General features: G+C 72.0%; 16 protein-coding genes. 5 read left to right on the top strand and 11 right to left on the bottom strand.

What is annotated here, in order from left to right:
* Window positions 1–98 precede the first annotated feature (98 nt).
* The 4 genes from DEJ32_RS09160 to DEJ32_RS09145 are packed head-to-tail and all read right to left on the bottom strand — an operon-like array spanning window position 99 to window position 4,382.
* Window positions 99–1,283, bottom strand: coding sequence for a glycosyltransferase (locus DEJ32_RS09160; protein WP_110901038.1), 1,185 nt, complete (start codon window positions 1,281–1,283; stop codon window positions 99–101).
* Window positions 1,280–2,389: a glycosyltransferase gene (locus DEJ32_RS09155; protein WP_110901037.1), complete on the bottom strand. Its 1,110-nt coding sequence runs from the start codon at window positions 2,387–2,389 to the stop codon at window positions 1,280–1,282. The genes DEJ32_RS09160 and DEJ32_RS09155 overlap by 4 nt, the downstream gene beginning before the upstream one ends.
* Complete coding sequence (locus DEJ32_RS09150; protein WP_258368308.1) at window positions 2,389–2,949, bottom strand: hypothetical protein; 561 nt, start codon at window positions 2,947–2,949, stop codon at window positions 2,389–2,391. The genes DEJ32_RS09155 and DEJ32_RS09150 overlap by 1 nt, the downstream gene beginning before the upstream one ends.
* Window positions 2,950–2,972: 23 nt before the next feature.
* A complete protein-coding gene (locus tag DEJ32_RS09145; protein ID WP_110901035.1) occupies window positions 2,973–4,382 on the bottom strand; it encodes a polysaccharide biosynthesis tyrosine autokinase in 1,410 nt (469 codons plus the stop codon).
* A gap of 66 nt (window positions 4,383–4,448) precedes the next feature.
* Between DEJ32_RS09145 and DEJ32_RS09140 the strand changes: the two genes are divergently transcribed.
* Both DEJ32_RS09140 and DEJ32_RS09135 read left to right on the top strand, forming a co-directional pair.
* Window positions 4,449–5,801, top strand: a complete 1,353-nt coding sequence (locus tag DEJ32_RS09140) for a hypothetical protein (protein ID WP_110901034.1) — start codon at window positions 4,449–4,451, stop codon at window positions 5,799–5,801.
* A 49-nt stretch (window positions 5,802–5,850) separates the two neighbouring features.
* Entirely contained in the window at window positions 5,851–6,912 is a 1,062-nt protein-coding gene (locus DEJ32_RS09135; protein ID WP_181420629.1) for an acyltransferase, read from the top strand.
* On the opposite strand, the gene DEJ32_RS16665 is transcribed toward DEJ32_RS09135, so the two are convergent.
* Both DEJ32_RS16665 and DEJ32_RS09125 read right to left on the bottom strand, forming a co-directional pair.
* Window positions 6,835–7,773, bottom strand: a complete 939-nt coding sequence (locus DEJ32_RS16665) for a glycosyltransferase (RefSeq protein WP_110901032.1) — start codon at window positions 7,771–7,773, stop codon at window positions 6,835–6,837. The genes DEJ32_RS09135 and DEJ32_RS16665 overlap by 78 nt on opposite strands.
* 12 nt (window positions 7,774–7,785) lie before the next feature.
* Window positions 7,786–8,580, bottom strand: a complete 795-nt coding sequence (locus tag DEJ32_RS09125; RefSeq protein ID WP_258368961.1) for a family 1 glycosylhydrolase — start codon at window positions 8,578–8,580, stop codon at window positions 7,786–7,788.
* A 143-nt stretch (window positions 8,581–8,723) separates the two neighbouring features.
* Between DEJ32_RS09125 and DEJ32_RS16220 the strand changes: the two genes are divergently transcribed.
* A complete protein-coding gene (locus DEJ32_RS16220; protein ID WP_181419437.1) occupies window positions 8,724–8,882 on the top strand; it encodes a hypothetical protein in 159 nt (52 codons plus the stop codon).
* A 24-nt stretch (window positions 8,883–8,906) separates the two neighbouring features.
* Here DEJ32_RS16220 and DEJ32_RS09115 read toward each other — a convergent pair whose 3' ends face one another.
* Window positions 8,907–9,638, bottom strand: coding sequence for a GntR family transcriptional regulator (locus DEJ32_RS09115; RefSeq protein WP_110890664.1), 732 nt, complete (start codon window positions 9,636–9,638; stop codon window positions 8,907–8,909).
* 100 nt (window positions 9,639–9,738) lie between these two features.
* Between DEJ32_RS09115 and DEJ32_RS09110 the strand changes: the two genes are divergently transcribed.
* Entirely contained in the window at window positions 9,739–10,881 is a 1,143-nt protein-coding gene (locus DEJ32_RS09110; protein ID WP_110901029.1) for an MFS transporter, read from the top strand.
* 89 nt (window positions 10,882–10,970) lie between these two features.
* Here the strand turns inward: DEJ32_RS09110 and DEJ32_RS09105 are convergent, their stop codons facing one another.
* Window positions 10,971–12,143 (bottom strand): Vms1/Ankzf1 family peptidyl-tRNA hydrolase, encoded by a 1,173-nt coding sequence (locus tag DEJ32_RS09105; protein WP_110901028.1) that lies wholly within the window; start codon window positions 12,141–12,143, stop codon window positions 10,971–10,973.
* A 2-nt stretch (window positions 12,144–12,145) separates the two neighbouring features.
* Window positions 12,146–12,559 carry a hypothetical protein gene (locus DEJ32_RS09100; RefSeq protein ID WP_110823303.1) on the bottom strand — a complete coding sequence of 138 codons (414 nt, stop codon included), beginning with the start codon at window positions 12,557–12,559 and terminating at the stop codon, window positions 12,146–12,148.
* Window positions 12,560–12,764: 205 nt separating this feature from the next.
* On the opposite strand from DEJ32_RS09100, the gene DEJ32_RS09095 reads away from it, so the two are divergent.
* Window positions 12,765–15,797, top strand: coding sequence for a glycoside hydrolase family 2 TIM barrel-domain containing protein (locus DEJ32_RS09095; protein WP_110901027.1), 3,033 nt, complete (start codon window positions 12,765–12,767; stop codon window positions 15,795–15,797).
* A 159-nt stretch (window positions 15,798–15,956) separates the two neighbouring features.
* Here the strand turns inward: DEJ32_RS09095 and DEJ32_RS09090 are convergent, their stop codons facing one another.
* On the bottom strand, window positions 15,957–16,379 hold the full coding sequence (locus DEJ32_RS09090; protein ID WP_110823941.1) for a DUF3151 domain-containing protein: 423 nt from the start codon (window positions 16,377–16,379) through the stop codon (window positions 15,957–15,959).
* A gap of 26 nt (window positions 16,380–16,405) precedes the next feature.
* A complete protein-coding gene (locus DEJ32_RS09085; RefSeq protein ID WP_110823940.1) occupies window positions 16,406–16,738 on the bottom strand; it encodes a DUF3140 domain-containing protein in 333 nt (110 codons plus the stop codon).
* Between the last annotated feature and the right edge of the window lie 6 nt (window positions 16,739–16,744).

The raw sequence follows: 16,744 nt of genomic DNA, 5'->3' as shown, positions 1-16,744 counted from the left end.
GGGCGTGAGGAGCGAACGGCGCTCCGTCAGGGGCCGGCCTGCGGATGGCGTGACGACGACGGGAGGCGCGCCCTCACGAACGACGCCGCCTCACGTCGTCACCGCACGTGGTCGAGCAGGACCCGCTCGAGCTCATCGACGACCGCGGGCAGAGCGTACCGCTCAGCCCTGCGGCGAGCCCGGCTGACGAGTGCCACTCGCCGTTCGTCGTCCGTGAGCAGGTCGCACAGGGCACGTGCCATCGCCGAGACGTCGTCCGCTGGCACCACCACCCCGTCCTGGCCGTCGTCGACGACCTCGGCGGGTCCGCCGGCGTCGGTCGTGACGACCGCTCGGCCCATCGCCATGGCCTCCACGACCACCTGGCCGAACCCCTCGGCACGCCGGCTTCCGTGCACGACCACCGTTGCTCGTGCGATCTCCGCCTGCACGTCGGTGCTGTGTCCGACGAACTCCACGGCGTCGTGGATCCCGAGGTCGGCCGCGAGCGTCGGCAGCGATCGAGCGAACTCCTTGTCCTGCTCGAACAGCGCGTCACCGACCACACGCAGGCGCACGGCTGGGCTCAGACCAGACTCGAGCGCCTCTGCGAAGGCCCGGAGCACGACATCCTGTCCCTTGAGTTCTGCGAGTCGTCCGATCACGGCGACCACGCGGTCCTCCGGCTCCTCGGGGGCGACAGCCGGGACATCGACCGGGCAGCCCACCACCGCGACCGGGATGCGGCACCGTCCGATGCTCGCTGCCGTCGTCCGGGAGTTCGCGAGCACAGCCTCGGGGAGGGCTCTCACGACCAGACGCAGGAGGACGTCGTTCACACGCCGCCCCGTGTTGGCTCCGATGACGCTGTGCAGGTGCGCGACGGAACGGGAACAGGCGAGCCGAGCGGCGATACCGCCGTAGACATGGGCCTTCGCCGAATGCGTCGTCACGAGCCGGATGCCGCGTCGACGGCAGAGTTCCGCGACCGCACGTGCAACGGTCACGACCCCTGTCACCTTGTGCAGGGTCGCCGTCGAGAGGGCGCGGGACCGGACACTGTGCGCGCGCGTCGCCATCGGCAGGGGGATCACGTGGTGTTCGACGCCGGCTTCGCCGAGGGCACGCTCGAGGGGGCCGTGTTCCCCGAGGATGACGACCGGGTGCACCGATGTCATCGCGCTCGTGACGCGCAGCAGGAAGAGCTCGCACCCCGAGAGCTGCGCAGAATGGGTGAGGAAGGCGACCGGCGGACGCACTGTGGCTGCCCCCAGGACCGACCCGAGTGTCCGGGTTGCGGTCATGCCGCCATCCACGCAGTGATCTCACTCCGGAAGCGCGCGCTGTCGAAGAACTCGGCATCGCGACGACATGTGGCGGGGTCGAGACGGACGGCCCGTGCGACGGCATCGCGGAGGGTCGACGGCTCGTGGTCGGGGATGCGGATGCCGCTCCGGGCGGAGACGGACTCGCGCGTGCCGCCCTGATCGGCGACGACGACCGGCGTGCCGACCGCGAGCGCTTCGATCGGCACGATGCCGAAGTCCTCGACGGCAGGGAACACGAACACCGCGGCCCGGTCGAGGAGACATGCGAGCAGGTCGTCGGAGGGCGCGATGACGAAGCGGACGTCTGCACCCGATCCGGCCGCGAGCGCCCGCAGGCGCCCTTCGTCCGGGCCACAGCCGGCGATCACCACCGGGCGTCCGGTCGCGGCCCCGGCGGTGATCGCGACGTCGATCCGCTTGTACGGGACGAACCGCGACGCGGCCAATACGAAGTCCTGGGGCAGCGAGGCGAGGACGTCCTGTTCTCGAGGGTCGAGGTCGGCGGAGCGTCGAGCGCCGTTCCGCACCCGCGCCAGGTCGACCGGCGGATGGATCACCTCGGCCCCCACGCCCCAGGTGCGCTCCACTCGCCGCCGGACGAACGCACTCGGTACGGCGAGACGCTGGAGGGTGGCCCCGTTCCGGCGGTCGAGCCAGCGGAAGAACGGTGCGCACGCTCGGACGGGCAGGGAGCGTCCCCGGTCGTCGAGCCCGGACTCCCAGATGTAGCGGGCCGGGGTGTGCGCGTAGACGAACAGCCGCTCCGGGGCGACACCAGGGACCCGGACGTGGTGCGCGAAGAGGTGGGAGCTGACGAGCGCCCAGTCGCGTTGTCCGAGCCGCTTCGGTGCGGTTCGCCACACCGCCGACATCGCGGGCAGCGACACGACCTTCCGGCCCCGCTCCGGGAGACGCGCGAGGACGGTTTCGTGGACACGGTCCGGTCCGTACCGCTGCGGGTGGTCGTTCCACAGTGTCAGGATGTCCGCGTCAGGATGGAGGTCCGCGAACTCGTCGACGACGCGTTCGGCCCCGCCGACGCGTTCGATCCATTCGTGGACGATGATCCCGTTGCCGCTCATCAGCGGTCCCTCCTCGTGGTGTCTGCGGCCATGACGTCGGCGACGAAGGGCACGATCGTCCGTGTCATCCGTCCGATCCGGTCCCCCATGTGGTGGAAGTCCTCTGCGGTGCCCCGGACCGGGTCGTCGACGTCGTCGCCAGCGCTGGAGTCCTGCGGACGGCGGCGTCGGGCGAGGACTTCGGTCAACGGGAGCCCGTGCTCCTCGACGGTCGGCGGCCCGAGTCGCACCAGGCGGTCGACCTCGCCGATGATGAAGGTGCGGTGGAGCGCAGCTGGCCAGGAATCCAGCAGGTCGGCTCGCAGCCTCCGCTCCATCACCAGCACGAGGTCCTGTTCCCGGAGCAGCCGGGCATCGACCCGCCGCGAGCGGTGCCGCTCGACCTGGCGGCGTTCCTCATCGCGCGCACAGAGCGACTCGAGTAGCGGATGCGCCCGGTGGCCCCGGAGCGCATGTGTCCCTGCGCTCATCGCGACGAGGTCGGCGTCGGTGGTCACGCCCCAGGCGCTGCGGAAGGTGATCTCTGCCCATGGCGATCGGCACACGTTCCCCTCGCACACGAGGAGGACGTGGAACGGCGGGCTCACTGCTCAGCCATCCGCGCGCGTACTGCCTTCCGGCTGCGGCGAGGGCGCTCACTCCTCGGAGCCGTCGGCTGGTAGCCGTAGTACTGCGCCGTCTTCCGCCCGAGCCGGACCCGGTTCGCGACGGTGCCGACGACACGCGCACCCACCGCGTCGAGCCGACCGAGTGCGCTCTGCACGGCGTGACTGGTGACACGGCCGTCGACCGACGCGACGAAGAGGACTCCGTTGACGCGCGTCGCGAGGACCGTGGGATCAGTGACCGGGAGGACCGGAGGCGCGTCGATGATGACGTAGTCGAAGTGCTGGTGCAGATCGGCGATGAGCACCTCCATCGTCCGGGACTCCAGGAGCTCACTCGGGTTCGGCGGGACCCGCCCGGAGGCGAGCACGTGGAGCTCGTCGGCCCCGTGGCGCTGGAGTGCGTCAGCGAGCTCGACCTGGTGCGTCAGGACCGTCGACAGACCGACGCCGCTCTCGAGCCCGAGGTAGTCGCCCGTCGAGGGACGCCGGAGGTCCGCGTCGACCAACACGACCCGATGGCCGCTCTGTGCGAGCATCAGCGAGAGGTTCACGGCGGTCGACGACTTGCCCTCGCCCGGGAGGGCGCTCGTCACCACGATCGCCTGGCTGCCACCGTCGACGTTGGTGAACGTGAGGTGCGTCCTGAGCTGACGGAATTGCTCGGCGCGCTCGGAGTACCGGTTGTCGACGTCGATGAGGGGCGAGGTCGCCGCTTGCGGGTCGACCGGGATCTCGGCCAGGACACTCCGCTTCCCGATCTGGCGGAGGGCCTCGACGGAGCGCAACTTGGTGTCGACCGTCTCGAGCACCAGGGCGATCGCGATCCCCGAGCCGAGACCGCCGATGACTCCGAGGACCGCGTTGACGGCCGGCCGCGGGGAGATCGGCCGTGACGGCTCCTGCGCCTGCTGGAAGACGCTGAGCTCGACGAGTGGACGACCGTGGTCATCGGTCCGTTCGATCCCGGCGACTGCTTCGACGAGTTCGTGTGCGACCGCGTTGGCGAGCGAAGCAGCCTTGGCCTGGTCGGTGTCGGTCGCGGAGATCGAGAGGATGACCGTGTCGCTGACCGCTTCGGCCTGGACCTTCGACCGGAGCACTGCGACGTCGCCGCGGACGCCCGCTCGGTGTGCAGCCGCGGAGAGGACACGGGGCGACTGGGCCAACTGGACGTAGGAGGCGACGCGGGCCTCCGAGAAGGTCCCGCCCTGCGTCAGGTCCGTGACGGTCGCGCCGCCGACCGAGACGAAGACCGAGGACTCTGCGCGGAACTGCGGCACCTGGAGCGCTGAGACGACGACCCCGGAACCGATGCCGATGCCGACGGTGAGGACGATCCACCATCGACGGCGTCGGACGACGGCGAAGAACTGGGCGAGTGTCATGGGTCTCCTCGGATTCCATCCAGATGTGATGTTACAGTGTACGACATATCACTCGGTAGGAGAACCATGACGTTGCTCGGCGCGCTCGCGATCGCCCTGACGCTGTGCGGTGTCGCGCTCAGGAGACCGGCCCTCCCGGCGGCCGCGCTCGGCTTCGGTGCCGGTGTTCCGGCTTCGGCGGGGCTCGCCGTGGGGCCTGCGACGCTGTCCGTCTTCGTCGTGGTGGCGGCAGTCGTCGGCTGCACGCCGGCACCGCGACGAGGAGCACGACTCCAGGACCCTGCCGTCTCACTGCTCGTCACCTTCGTGTGCTGGGCGCTCGTCGTCACGGCGATCGGCCCGTGGACCTTCGCAGGCATCGCGGTCCTCACGCCAGGGAAGGGCATCGACGCTCAAGTGCACGCTCCGTCGGCGCTGCAGTACTCGATCGGGAACGCTTCGCAGGTCGCCTACCTGCTGGCGTCCGTCGTGGCGGCTCGGTTCCTGTGGCGGACGGGCACGGCTCCCATCGCGCTGCTCGTCGCCGCGTGGACCGGCTCAGGCCTCAGCGCGGCCCGAGGACTCCTGCGTACGGCAGGCCTCGACCGGACTGCCTGGCTCTTCGACACGCTGCCCGTCGATTACTCCGGCGTCGGCGACGCTCGTCTCCGCGGGGTGTTCGCGGAACCGAGCGAACTCGCCGCCTTCTCGCTCGCGATCGTCGCCTTCGCAGCCGTCGGGACCGCCAGAGCGGATGACGCTCGAACGCGGATCACCTCCGGTACCCTCTTCACCGTCGCTGCCGGGAACCTCCTGGCGTCTGCTTCCGGGACCGCGGTGGCAGCCGGGTGCATCGTGGCCGTGGCGCTCGGAGGGTCGTTCGTCGCGAGGTTCGTGGCGTCCGGCGGTCGGCACGCCGGAGCGTTCACCGTCGCGTTCCTCACGATCGCCTTCGCCTCCGTTGCGTCCGGCACGCAGATCGTCGACTCGATCATGCAGATCGTGGAGGAGAAGGTCGGAAGCCAGTCCTTCGACTCCCGCACCGCTGCGGACGAGCTCGGCTACCGGGTACTCGTCGAGACACGCGGGATGGGCGCCGGGCTCGGCAGCGACCGGTCTTCGTCGTTCTTGGTCACACTCTTCGCGACGACCGGCGTCGTCGGCGTGATGACCTTCGGGGCAGCCACCCTCACGCTGCTCTTCCGGTCAGCACGGACGGTCGCCGCAACACCGGTGGCCGCAGCGCTCCTCGGCCTCCTCGTTGCCAAGGCCGTGTCCGCTCCGGACCTCGCAACGCCGCTGCTCTGGGTCCTCATCGCCACCGGCATCCACTTCGCCGCCCGTCGAGGAGGGACCGGCCTCGCGGGCTCGGAGGACGACAGTGCACTAATCCACCAGAAATACAACATGTACAGTGCCGGAAACGGATTCCGTGCATGATGCCACCGTGCATTCTCCGCCCCACCTCCCGCGGCCCCACTTCACAGGCGTGCAAGCGATCCGGTTCATCGCTGCGCTGCTGGTCGTCTTCTCGCACGTCCCGTCGTACATCCGGGACCGCGGCGGACTCACAGCGCCCTCCTTGCCCACCGGCCAGCTCGGTGTCGCGGTCTTCTTCGCCATCAGTGGTTTCGTGGCCGTGCTCACCACGCAGCACGTCCGCCCAAACGGAGCAAGGCGGTTCGCCTACCGACGACTGGCGCGCATCGTCCCCTTGGCCTGGCTCGTCCTGACACTCAAAGTCGTCACCGGACTGCTCGCCCCCGACGTCCTCGAGCGCTTCCGTCCGGACGGCTGGTACGTCCTCGCGTCGTACCTCTTCCTGCCCGCGCGGGGTGGTGACGGTCTGGTCCAGCCGCTCTACACGGTCATGTGGACGCTGTCCTTCGAGTTGTTCTTCTACGGCATCGTCGCCCTCGCGCTCGCGGCACGTCGCACTCCCTTGACCGTCGTCGCGCCGACCATGACGGCTCTCGCCTGTGCATCGGCCTTCCGCACGGACCCGTGGCCCGCGTTCCAGTTCCACGCCGACCCGTACGTCCTCCTGTTCGTGATCGGCATGGTCTTCGGCCACGTCGCGACCCGGACAGCGTCAGCGCGCACGCTCGCCTGGGGCATCGTGGCAGTCGTCGTCTGGACCGGCGCCGAACTCGTCAACCCGACGCACGGCATCGTGCTCCTGCCCGTGGCGACGGTGACCCTGGGAGTGATCCTCTTGGTGGAGCGATGGATCCCTCCACGGATCGTGCCGTCGGTCGACCTGCTCGGTGACGCCTCGTACGCGCTGTACCTCACACACCCGATCGCGGGCCCGGCAACGGTGGCCGTCCTCGCCGCACTGCTCCCGAGCACGACACCGTGGTGGCTCCTCGGTCTCGCCGCGGCGGCGGTGGCAGTGCTGGTCAGCATCGGGACCTGGTTCGCCGTCGATCGACCACTCACGCGATTGTTCAGTGACCGTCTGCACTCCCCATCACGCCAGGTCCGACAGTTCGCTCGCATCGAGCCCCGGTCGACGGCACAGCAGCCCCCAAAGACGGAGGGCACGTAGTCGGGCAGCTCGCGCCTTCCGGAGGTCCGGATCACGTTCGACGAGCATCCCGAGGAGCGTGACCACGAGGAGTTCGCCACGCTGCGCAAGACTCACGACACGGGACCGGTGGGAGGCTGTGAGACGGATTGCGGCGTCCGCCCTGGCGAACTCGACGAGCGCCGCGAACGAACGCGCGCTTGCACTCCCGACGTGCTGCACCCGAGCATCGGCGACACGGAAGACCCCCACTCCTTGCCGAACGGCACGACGGGACAGGTCGGCATCCTCGGCGTAGAGGAAGAACTGTTCATCGAAGGGCCCCAGCTCACGGAAACGACTGCTCTCAGCGAAAAGCGCACCGCCGGTCGCCTTCTCGACGCGGACGGCGACGCCGCTCGCATCGACGGGCGTCGCGAAACTTCGGCGCTTGAGGCGGCGCTCGATGCTGAAGTCCCAGTCGAGCACCGAGTCCGGGTCGATCCGGCCCGTGGTGAGCATCGTGCCGGCGAGGAGCGACCCGGGCTGCTCCTGGGCGGCGCGGAGGAACGCGGCGATCGCGCCCTCCTCCAACGCTGCGTCCGGGTTGAGGAGGATCGCGCGCGGCGCATCCACGACCGCGAAGGCCGAGTTGACCGCTCGACCGAAACCGTCGTTCCGGCCGTCGCCGACGAGCACGAACGGGATCGCGAGGTCCTCGCCCAGGTCCGGGACGCCACCTCCGTTGTCGACGAACACGACGCGAGCCACAACGTCCGCGAACGCTGCAGCGCGCTCGACCGACAGCAGGCACGTTCGGAGCAGACGGGCATCGCTGTGGAAGAGGACGATGACGACATCGACATCGGCCGGGCGACGTGACTCGGATGAGCGATCGGACATCCGAGCAGAATATCAGATACTGTACGGATGCCAGAGCGCGTTCGCCTGCGCCACCCCGCCGTACCACCGCGCCGACGGCTTCGGCGTCCGCTCGAACGTCTCCCGGTCCCATGCGACGAGCCCGAACGTCGGCCGGAACCCGGAGGCCCACTCGTAGTTGTCGAGCAGCGACCAGTGCTGGTAGCCGAGGACCTGGATGCCGTCCTCGATGCAGCGGTGGATCCCCTCGAGGGCGCCCTGCGTGGAGGCGATCCGGCGGGTGTCGTCGGCGGTGGCGATGCCGTTCTCGGTGATCATCAGCGGGACACCGCCGGAGAGCGCCCACGCCGACCGCAGGCCGTCCGCCGAGGCCTCGGGGTAGAACTCCCACCCGGTCAGCGTCGTCTCGACATCGTCGGCGACGGGCAACGGACCGGAGGGGCCGATGAACGTGCGGGTGTAGGCCTGCACGCCGAGGAAGTCGTCGCCCGCAGCGGCCTCGAGGTACCAGTCGTCACGCGGGTACCCGTACTCGCGGAGCATCTCCTCGGAGCCGGGGTCGCCGTTCGCCCGGAACGCCTGGGTCGCGACGGTCCACCCGGACTGGAGGCCCGACACCTGTGACAGCACGTCTCGCGACCGCCGGTGGCTGGCCAACAGGGCGTCGGCGACGCCCAGGTCCGGGTTCGGCAGGCCGTAGGCGACGAGGTTCGCGGCGTCCTCACCACCCGCGAGCATCGCCGCGATGTTCGGCTCGTTGATCGTGCAGACGTACCGGACGCCGTCCTGCACGACCGGGAGCGCGGCCTCGGTGTAGCGGGTGAACAAGTCGGCGGCGTCGGGGGCCGCCAGAAGCCGTCGCGCTCGAACCACCTCGGCAGCCCGTGTTCCTCCGGACGCGCCCGGAGGGTCTTGCGGACGGACGCGGGCAGGACGACACTGGCCCGACCATCCGGAGAAGGGACGAGCAGATGTCACAGTCGACACCGTCCGGGCGCAGGGACGCGCACCGGCTCTCCAGCGACGAGGCCGAGGTGCGGGAGGCCCTCCTCGACCACGACGCCGATCCGCACCTGACGTGGGTGACCGCGCAGCTCGACGGGACGGAGGAGCACCCGCTCGTCGAGTGACCGCGGCCGCCGGTGCGGGCCGCGTCAGGCCCGGCCGGCTCCCGCGTCGACGCCCGCCCGCTCCGGCGCACCGACGATCGCCATGCCGGCACCACGGAGGCGTCGTCCCTCCTGGGCGATGAACCCGAGCAGGCGGTCGTTCGTGCCGGCCACGTGCGCCGCCACGAGCTCCGCCGCACGGTCCGCGTCGCCGCTCTGCACCGCGTCGAGGATGTCGCTGTGCTCCTGCCACGCGGCGTCGCGCGCCTCCGGCGTCCGGACCTCGATCCATCGGGTGCGCTCGAGCCGGGTCAGGGCGTCCGCGACGGCGTCGGTGATGAACCGGTTGCCGCCGAGGGCCGCGAGGTCGAGGTGGAACGTCGAGCCCATCCGGATGCCGGCCTGCTGGTCCGGCGTCGGGCGGAGGGCGTCGAGGTGCGCTCGGACGGCGTCGAGGGCGTCCGGCTGGGCGCGGGCGACGGCGAGCCGGGCCGCGGCGGGTTCGAGCACCCCGCGGAGTTCGGCGAGCGAGGCGATCTCGCCGAGGTCGATCGGCGTGACCGTCCACGAGCGGCCCTCGTGCAGGATGAGCCCCTCCCGCTCGAGCCGCGACAGCGCCGCCCGGACCGGGGTGCGCGAGGCGTGGAAGCGCGCTTCGAGGCCGCGCTCCGAGATCCGCTCCCCCGGAGCGATGTCGAGCGTCAGGATCGCGGCGCGGAGGTTGTCGTAGAGCTGGGCCGTCTGCGACACGGGTGCGGCGTCGGTCGGTTCGGTCACGGGCACCCAGCGTAGTGGCGTCGCCCCCGTTGGTATACCGTTCCGGTACACCAGCCGAGACGGAGGCCACGTGGCCCGCACCCCCGCCCGAGCGTGGACGATGCTCGGGCTCGGGGTCGCCGCGCAGGCCGCCGGCACGCTCGTCGTGACCGCGCCCGCACTCCTCATCCCGCACCTGCACGCCCAGGGGCTGTCCCTCACGCAGGCCGGTCTGCTGGCCGCCGCCCCCACCGCGGGCATGGTCCTCACGCTCATCGCCTGGGGCGCGGTCACCGACCGCATCGGCGAGCGCATCGTCATCGCGGGCGGCCTCGTCCTCACCACCCTCGCGGTCGCCGGGGCGTGGATCGCCGACCACGACGCGGTGCTGCTCGGGGTGGCGTTCCTCCTGGCCGGCATGACGAGCGCGTCGACGAACGCGGCGAGCGGGCGGGTGGTCGTCGGCTGGTTCCCGAAGGAACGGCGCGGTCTCGCGATGGGGATCCGGCAGATGTCGCAGCCGCTCGGTGTGACGCTGGCGGCCGTCACGGTGCCGACGCTCGCCGAGACGTCCGGCATCCGGGCGGCCCTCGTCCTGCCGGTGGTGCTGTGCGCGGTCCTCGCGGTGGCCTGCGCGCTCGGGATCGTCGATCCACCTCGCCCGCCTGTGGCAGCCGCCGGCCCTGCCGCCGAGAACCCCTACCGGTCGACGGGGTTCCTCTGGCGCATCCACGCGGTGTCGGTCCTGCTCGTGGTGCCGCAGTTCACGCTGTCCACGTACGGCCTGGTGTGGCTCGTGACGCTCGGGTGGTCGACGGCTGCCGCGGGCCTCCTGGTCGGCGCCTCCCAGTTCGTCGGGGCGGTCGGTCGGATCCTGGTCGGGGTGTGGAGCGACCGCGTCGGCTCCCGCGTCGGCCCGTTGCGCGTCGTGGCCGTCTCGGCGGCGGCGGTGATGGCGGTCCTCGCGCTCGTCGACGTGGCGCACCTGCCGGCCGCCGCGGTCGTGCTCGTCGTGGCGACGAGCGTCACGGTGGCCGACAACGGGCTCGCGTACACGTCGGTCGCGGAGGCCGCCGGTCCCCGGTGGTCTGGCCGGGCCCTCGGCGCGCAGAACACCGGGCAGTTCATCGCGGCGAGCGCCGTCGGCCCGGGCATCGGCGCCCTGGTCGGACTGGTCGGGTTCGCGGGGTCGTTCCTGCTGGTCGCGGCACTGCCGGTGCTGGCCCTGCCCCTCGTCCCGCAGGCGGACCGGTCGCACGACTGACCTCCGCGCCGGTCGCGTGTCGGGATGGTGGACGGACGGGAGGCTCGTGGCGGCGCCGCCACGAGCCTCCCGTCCGTCGTCGCGGCCGGTCAGGCCCCGGGGACCTCCGGTCCGGTGCGCCAGCGCAGCAGCGCGGCGGTCGGGCCGCCGCCGGGCAGCGCCGCGGCGTTGGCGTACACGACCTGGGCGTCGGTGAGCAGTGCGGCGCGGACGAGCCCGACCGCCGCCGGGACGGGTCCGAGCACCGCTGCACCGAGCGCCTGCTCCGGGGCGGTCGCGATCCAGGGCGCGGCGTCGAGGGCCAGGACCGTGCGGTCGGCGAACCCGGCGGGGTCGAGGACGACGACCGACGGCTGCGCCTGCTGCAGCGCCTCGACGACCGGGCCGAGCCCCGCCGCGACCTCGCCGTCACCGCGTCCCTCGTGTGTGCGGAGGAGGTCCTCGACGTCGTGCCGCCGCTGGGCGACGACGCGGGCGAGCGCGATGTCGACGTGCTCGCGGACACCGTCCTCCGACGCGTCGGACGCCCGCGGGTCGATCGGCACCTCGGAGAGCAGGGGTGCGGTCGCCTTCGTCTTCGACAGTTCGGCGACGAGGAGCTGCCGCGCCCGGATGTCCCCGGCGACGATGATCAGCCGTGGTGCCAGCCGGTCGACGGCGTCCTGCACGGCGGCGGCCACCTCGGACTCGTTCTGTCGCCAGAGTTCCTCGGTGTGGTGCTGCCAGCGCAGGTGCGACCAGCCACCGCCCTGGAACTTGTGGAGCGTGTCGGTACGGCCCTCGACCTCCTGCTCCTCGCGCTGGTCGGGGTGGTCGACGTGCCCGAGCCGGTAGGCGCGGTAGCCACCGCCACCACGGCCGACCTCGACGACGAGGAACGGGACGTCGAGCGGGCGGTGCGCCAGGAGCGGCACGAGGTCGGGCACGGCGCCGTGGCCGACGGACTCGGGTCCGTGCATGTGCCCGGGCAGCAGGTCACTGAGCACGAGCTCGCCGTCGTGCACCAGGACGTAGCGGCTGACCGGCGCGGGGACCCCGGGCGTCTCCTCGAGCTCGGCCATCACGGTGTCGATGACGTCCGCGTCGGCACCCGCGGCGCGGAGGGCGTCCTCGGCCTTCCGGCGCTGCAGGGCGGCGAGGTGCTGCGGGTCCTCGCGGTCCCCGGAAGCGTCGACGTACGCCCAGGTCCACGTGCCGCCGGTGGCGAGCCGGGTGCCGAGCGAGCGTCCTTCGTCGGTGGCCTCGTTCGCGGTGACGGGCATGCTCAGGCCTCCTCGTCCGTGGTCGGCAGGTCGTCGGTGTCGCTCGCACCGTCGGCCGCCGAGGCGTTCGACGACGTGACGTCGGCCGACGCGTCCGGGTCGGCCGCCGAGGACGTCGAGTAGACCGTCGCGTCGGCACCGTCACCGCTGCCGTCCGGCTGTTCGGCGGCGACCCCGTCCGGGTCGTCGGCGGTGTCGACGTCCGTCGAGTCGTCGACGAGCGCGCCCTCGAGGTCGCCGTCGTAGCCCGAGGCCTGGACGGTCTCGGCGTCGTCGGTGTCGTCCGGTACCGGCTCGGACTGGCGGAACTCCTCGACGTGGGCGTTGCTGCCGTGTCCCTGGACGATGCTCTGCGCCTCGTGCGCCAGCTGGTCGTCGAGCTCCGGGTTGTGGGTGGTGTTCCCGCGTTCGCTCATCGTTGCTCCTCTCGTGGGGGTCCCACGCTCCGCGACGGCACCTGACCCCGATCCCAGGTGGACGTCGGGTCCTGTGGTTGGCTTGACGCTGCACCCGATCGACGACGCGCCGGGACGACGGCACGGTCGCCGTCCCGGCCCCGCTGATCGCCACACCCGTCCCGAGCGCCCCGAGCGCGGGGCACCACGGAAGGACTGGTCGACGTTGACCGACGCCGCACTCGACGACCTGCACGCGACGACGCCGGGCTCGGCGACACGACTGGCGCCGCGCGCCTGGCTGCACACGGACGCTCCGTCCCTGTCGCTCGCCGGGGAGTGGGACTTCCGCTGGTCGCCCGTCGCCGACGCCCCCGCCTTCGAGGACCCGGACGGCTGGGGCACGCTCCCGGTGCCCTCGCACTGGGTCCTGCACGGCCACGGGGCGCCGAGCTACACGAACGTCCAGTACCCCTTCCCGATCGACGCCCCGCACCCGCCGGACGAGAACCCGACCGGTGACCACCGCCGGACCTTCACCGTGCCGGGCTCCTTCGACGGTGCCGCGCGGGTGCTGCTCCGCTTCGACGGTGTCGAGTCGCACTTCCGGGTGTGGCTGAACGGGCAGGAGGTCGGGTGGTCGACCGGGTCCCGGCTCGCGACCGAGTTCGACGTCACCGAGCTGCTCGTGCCCGGGGACAACGAACTCCGGGTGCGCGTGCACCAGTGGTCGGCGGCCTCGTACCTGGAGGACCAGGACCAGTGGTGGCTCCCCGGGATCTTCCGGGACGTCACCCTGCTCGCCCGTCCGGTCGCACCGATCGACGACGTGTTCGTGCGCGCCGCCTGGTCCGCCGTCGTCGGCGACGGGGCGAGCGCCGGGACCGCGGCGTCCGGCCGTCCCGCGACGGGCACCGGCACGATCACGGTGCCGAGCATCGAGTCCACGTTCCCGGTGCGTTTCCGGGTGCCCGAGCTCGACGTGGACGTCACCTGGGCCTCCGCCGAGGACGTCGCACCGGTGACCGTCGAGGGCGTCGAGCCGTGGAGCGCCGAGGTCCCCCGCCTGTACGACGCCACGATGTCGACCGCGGGTGAGACGGTCGCGCTCCGGCTCGGCTTCCGCACCGTGCAGATCGTCGGCGACCGCTTCCTGGTGAACGGCGAGCGGGTCGTCTTCCACGGCGTGAACCGGCACGAGACGCACCCCGAGCGGGGGCGGGTCTTCGACGAGGCGCACGCCCGCGCGGACATGGCGCTCATGAAGCGCAGCAACGTCAACGCGATCCGGACGTCGCACTACCCGCCGCACCCGCGCGTGCTCGACCTCGCCGACGAGCTCGGGTTCTGGGTGGTCCTGGAGTGCGACCTCGAGACGCACGGGTTCGAGGCCCTCGGCTGGCAGGGCAACCCGTCGGACGACCCCGCGTGGGAGGACGCCTACCTCGACCGCATCGCGCGGACCGTCGAGCGGGACAAGAACCACGCGTCGATCGTGATGTGGTCGCTCGGCAACGAGTCCGGTACGGGGCGCAACCTCGCCGCGATGGCGCAGTGGGTGCACGCCCGCGACACCGAACGCCCCGTGCACTACGAGGGCGACTACACGGGCGAGTACACCGACGTCTACTCGCGGATGTACCCGACGCTGCAGGAGACCGAGTCGATCGGCGGCGGTGCGGCCACGCCCCTGCTCGGGTGCGGTCCCGCCGAGGCCGCCCGGCAGCGCTCGAAGCCGTTCCTGCACTGCGAGTACGTGCACGCGATGGGCAACGGCCCCGGCCAGATCGCCGAGTACGAGGCCCTGGTCGACCGGTACCCGCGTCTGCACGGCGGCTTCGTGTGGGAGTGGCGTGACCACGGCCTCCTCGCGCACACCGCCGACGGCACCCCCTACTACGCCTACGGCGGCGACCACCACGAGGTCGTGCACGACGGCAACTTCGTGATGGACGGCCTCGTGCTGCCGGACGACACCCCGACGCCGGGCCTCGCCGAGTTCGCGGCCGTGGTCGCGCCGGTGCGCCTCTCCGTCTCCCCGTTCGGCGGTGGGACGGCCGCGGGCGGCGGCACCGTGCTCATCGAGAACCGGTACCACTCCGCCTCCACCGCGGGCCTGCGGTTCGTCTGGACGCTGTCGCGGAACGGCGTCGTCGAGGCGTCCGGGAGGCTCGCCCCCGGTGTCGTCGCCGCGCGGGGGTCCGCCACGGTGCCGGTCCCGGCGGAGGTGCTCGCCGCGGCGGCGCTCGCCCCCGGCGACGAGCTGTGGTTCGAGGTCGTGGCGGAACTCGCCGGACCGACGGCGTGGGCCGACACCGGCCACGTCGTGGCAGGCACCCAGACGCTCGTGGCGAGCGGGCCTGCCCGGGTGATCCGCGCCTCCCGACCACGCTGGGACGGCGACCGTCTCGGGGAGGCGACCTTCACCGCCCGTGGCGACCTCGCCTCCCTCAAGGGGCACGCGGTCGCCGGCCCGCGCTTCGAACTGTGGCGCGCGCCGACGGACAACGACCGTGGCGCGTCCCAGGGCGGCTACGAGACGGCGGACCCGGTGCTCACCGGCGGGGTCGGCGATCCGGATGCGCCCTCCTCTGCGTCCCGGTGGGAGGCCCGTGGGCTCGACCGCCTGACGCACCGGCTCGTCGCGGTCGAGCGGACCGACGACGGCCTCGTGCAGCGCGTCCGCATCGCGGCGGCGAACAGCGGGGCCGGCGTCGAGGTCACGCACCGCTGGACGCTGACCGACGCCGGGCTGCTCCTGCGGACCGACGCGGTGCCGTTCGGCGGGTGGGACGTGACCTGGCCGCGGGTCGGGGTCCGCATCGACCTGCCCGCCGCGCTGCTGGACGGGACGGTCTCGTGGTTCGGTACCGGCCCGGACGAGTCGTACGCGGACTCCTCGCACGCCGCGCGCGTCGGACGTTTCGAGGCGCCCGTGTCCGCGATGACGACGCGCTACTCGATGCCGCAGGAGACCGGGCACCGTCCGGAACTGCGGACGCTGACGGTCGGTCCGTTCACGGTGTCGACCGTGCCGGACCCGGCGTCGGGGCACCGCGCCGGGTTCACCCTGACGCCGTGGACCGCGCAGCAGGTCGGGCGTGCCGGGCACCCGCACGAGTTGCCGACGCCGGATGCGCTGTACCTGTACCTCGACGACGCGCAGCACGGCCTCGGGAGCCGGGCGTGCGGCCTCGACGTCCTGCCGGAGCACCAGCTCTGGCCGAGCGCCCGCAGCTGGAGCGTGCTGCTGGCGTAGGGCCGCGGCGGCAGCTGCACGGCGGCGGCTGCACCGGCCCAACAGGAACCCGTCCGAACCAGGGGATCCCCCGGTTCGGACGGGTTCCTGTTGGGCGCAGCCGCTGCGCGCCGCCCGCGCCGCCCGCGCTACGGGGCGCGCAGCGGCGCGCGCCGCGGCTCAGCCGCGCGCGATGGCCTCGGCGGCCGCGGGGTCCGCGCCGTCGAGGAACTGCGTCAGGCGCTCGGGCTCGCCGGGTTCGTCGATCGCCTCGGCCGCGCGGCGCAGGGCGAACAGGGACCGCAGGACGCCGCGGTTCGGCTCGTGCGACCACGGCACCGGCCCGGCACCACGCCAGCCGGCCTTCCGCAGGGCGTCGAGGCCGCGGTGGTAGCCGACCCGGGCGTACGCGTAGGACTCCAGCGTTGCGCCGCGCTCCCACGCCTCGTCGGCGAGCAGCGCCCACGCCAGGCTCGACGACGGGTGCGACACCACCACCGAGGAGACGGGCGCGTTCGACCGGAGGAGCGCGTCCACCTCGGGCTCGGCGGGCAGCAGGGTCTCGGGGTTCGTCGAGGGGGTCGGGAGCAGGTTGTCCGGCATGACCGCCACGCTACTTGAGCCGTCGCCTACTTCAGCGGGTCGTTGCCCCAGTTCATGAGCGAGTAGCGCCACTTGGTGTCGGTGACGTCGCCCGAGGGCCGCTGCTCCGAGTGCCGGGCGACGTACCCGACGACCTTGCGCATGTGTGCGTAGTCCTCGTCGGTGAGGTCACCCTGCTTCTTCTGCAGGATCGCCACGATGTGCCGGCCGGACTCGTGCCCGGTAGACTCGGTCGCGCCGTCCTTCTTCTGCCCGACGGACTTCGACTCGTCGGTGTCCAGCCACTTCTCGAGCTGGGACGCGGTCATGTTCACCGCGTCGTGGAAGTCGTCCCGCGTCTGCTTCTCGTCGTCAGCCATGCCGGA

This window comes from Curtobacterium sp. MCPF17_046, assembly GCF_003224295.1.
In the GTDB taxonomy this organism is placed as follows: Bacteria; Actinomycetota; Actinomycetes; order Actinomycetales; family Microbacteriaceae; genus Curtobacterium.
The sequence above is the reverse complement of the archived record's forward strand: the minus strand, read 5'-3'. Positions and strand labels throughout refer to the sequence as shown.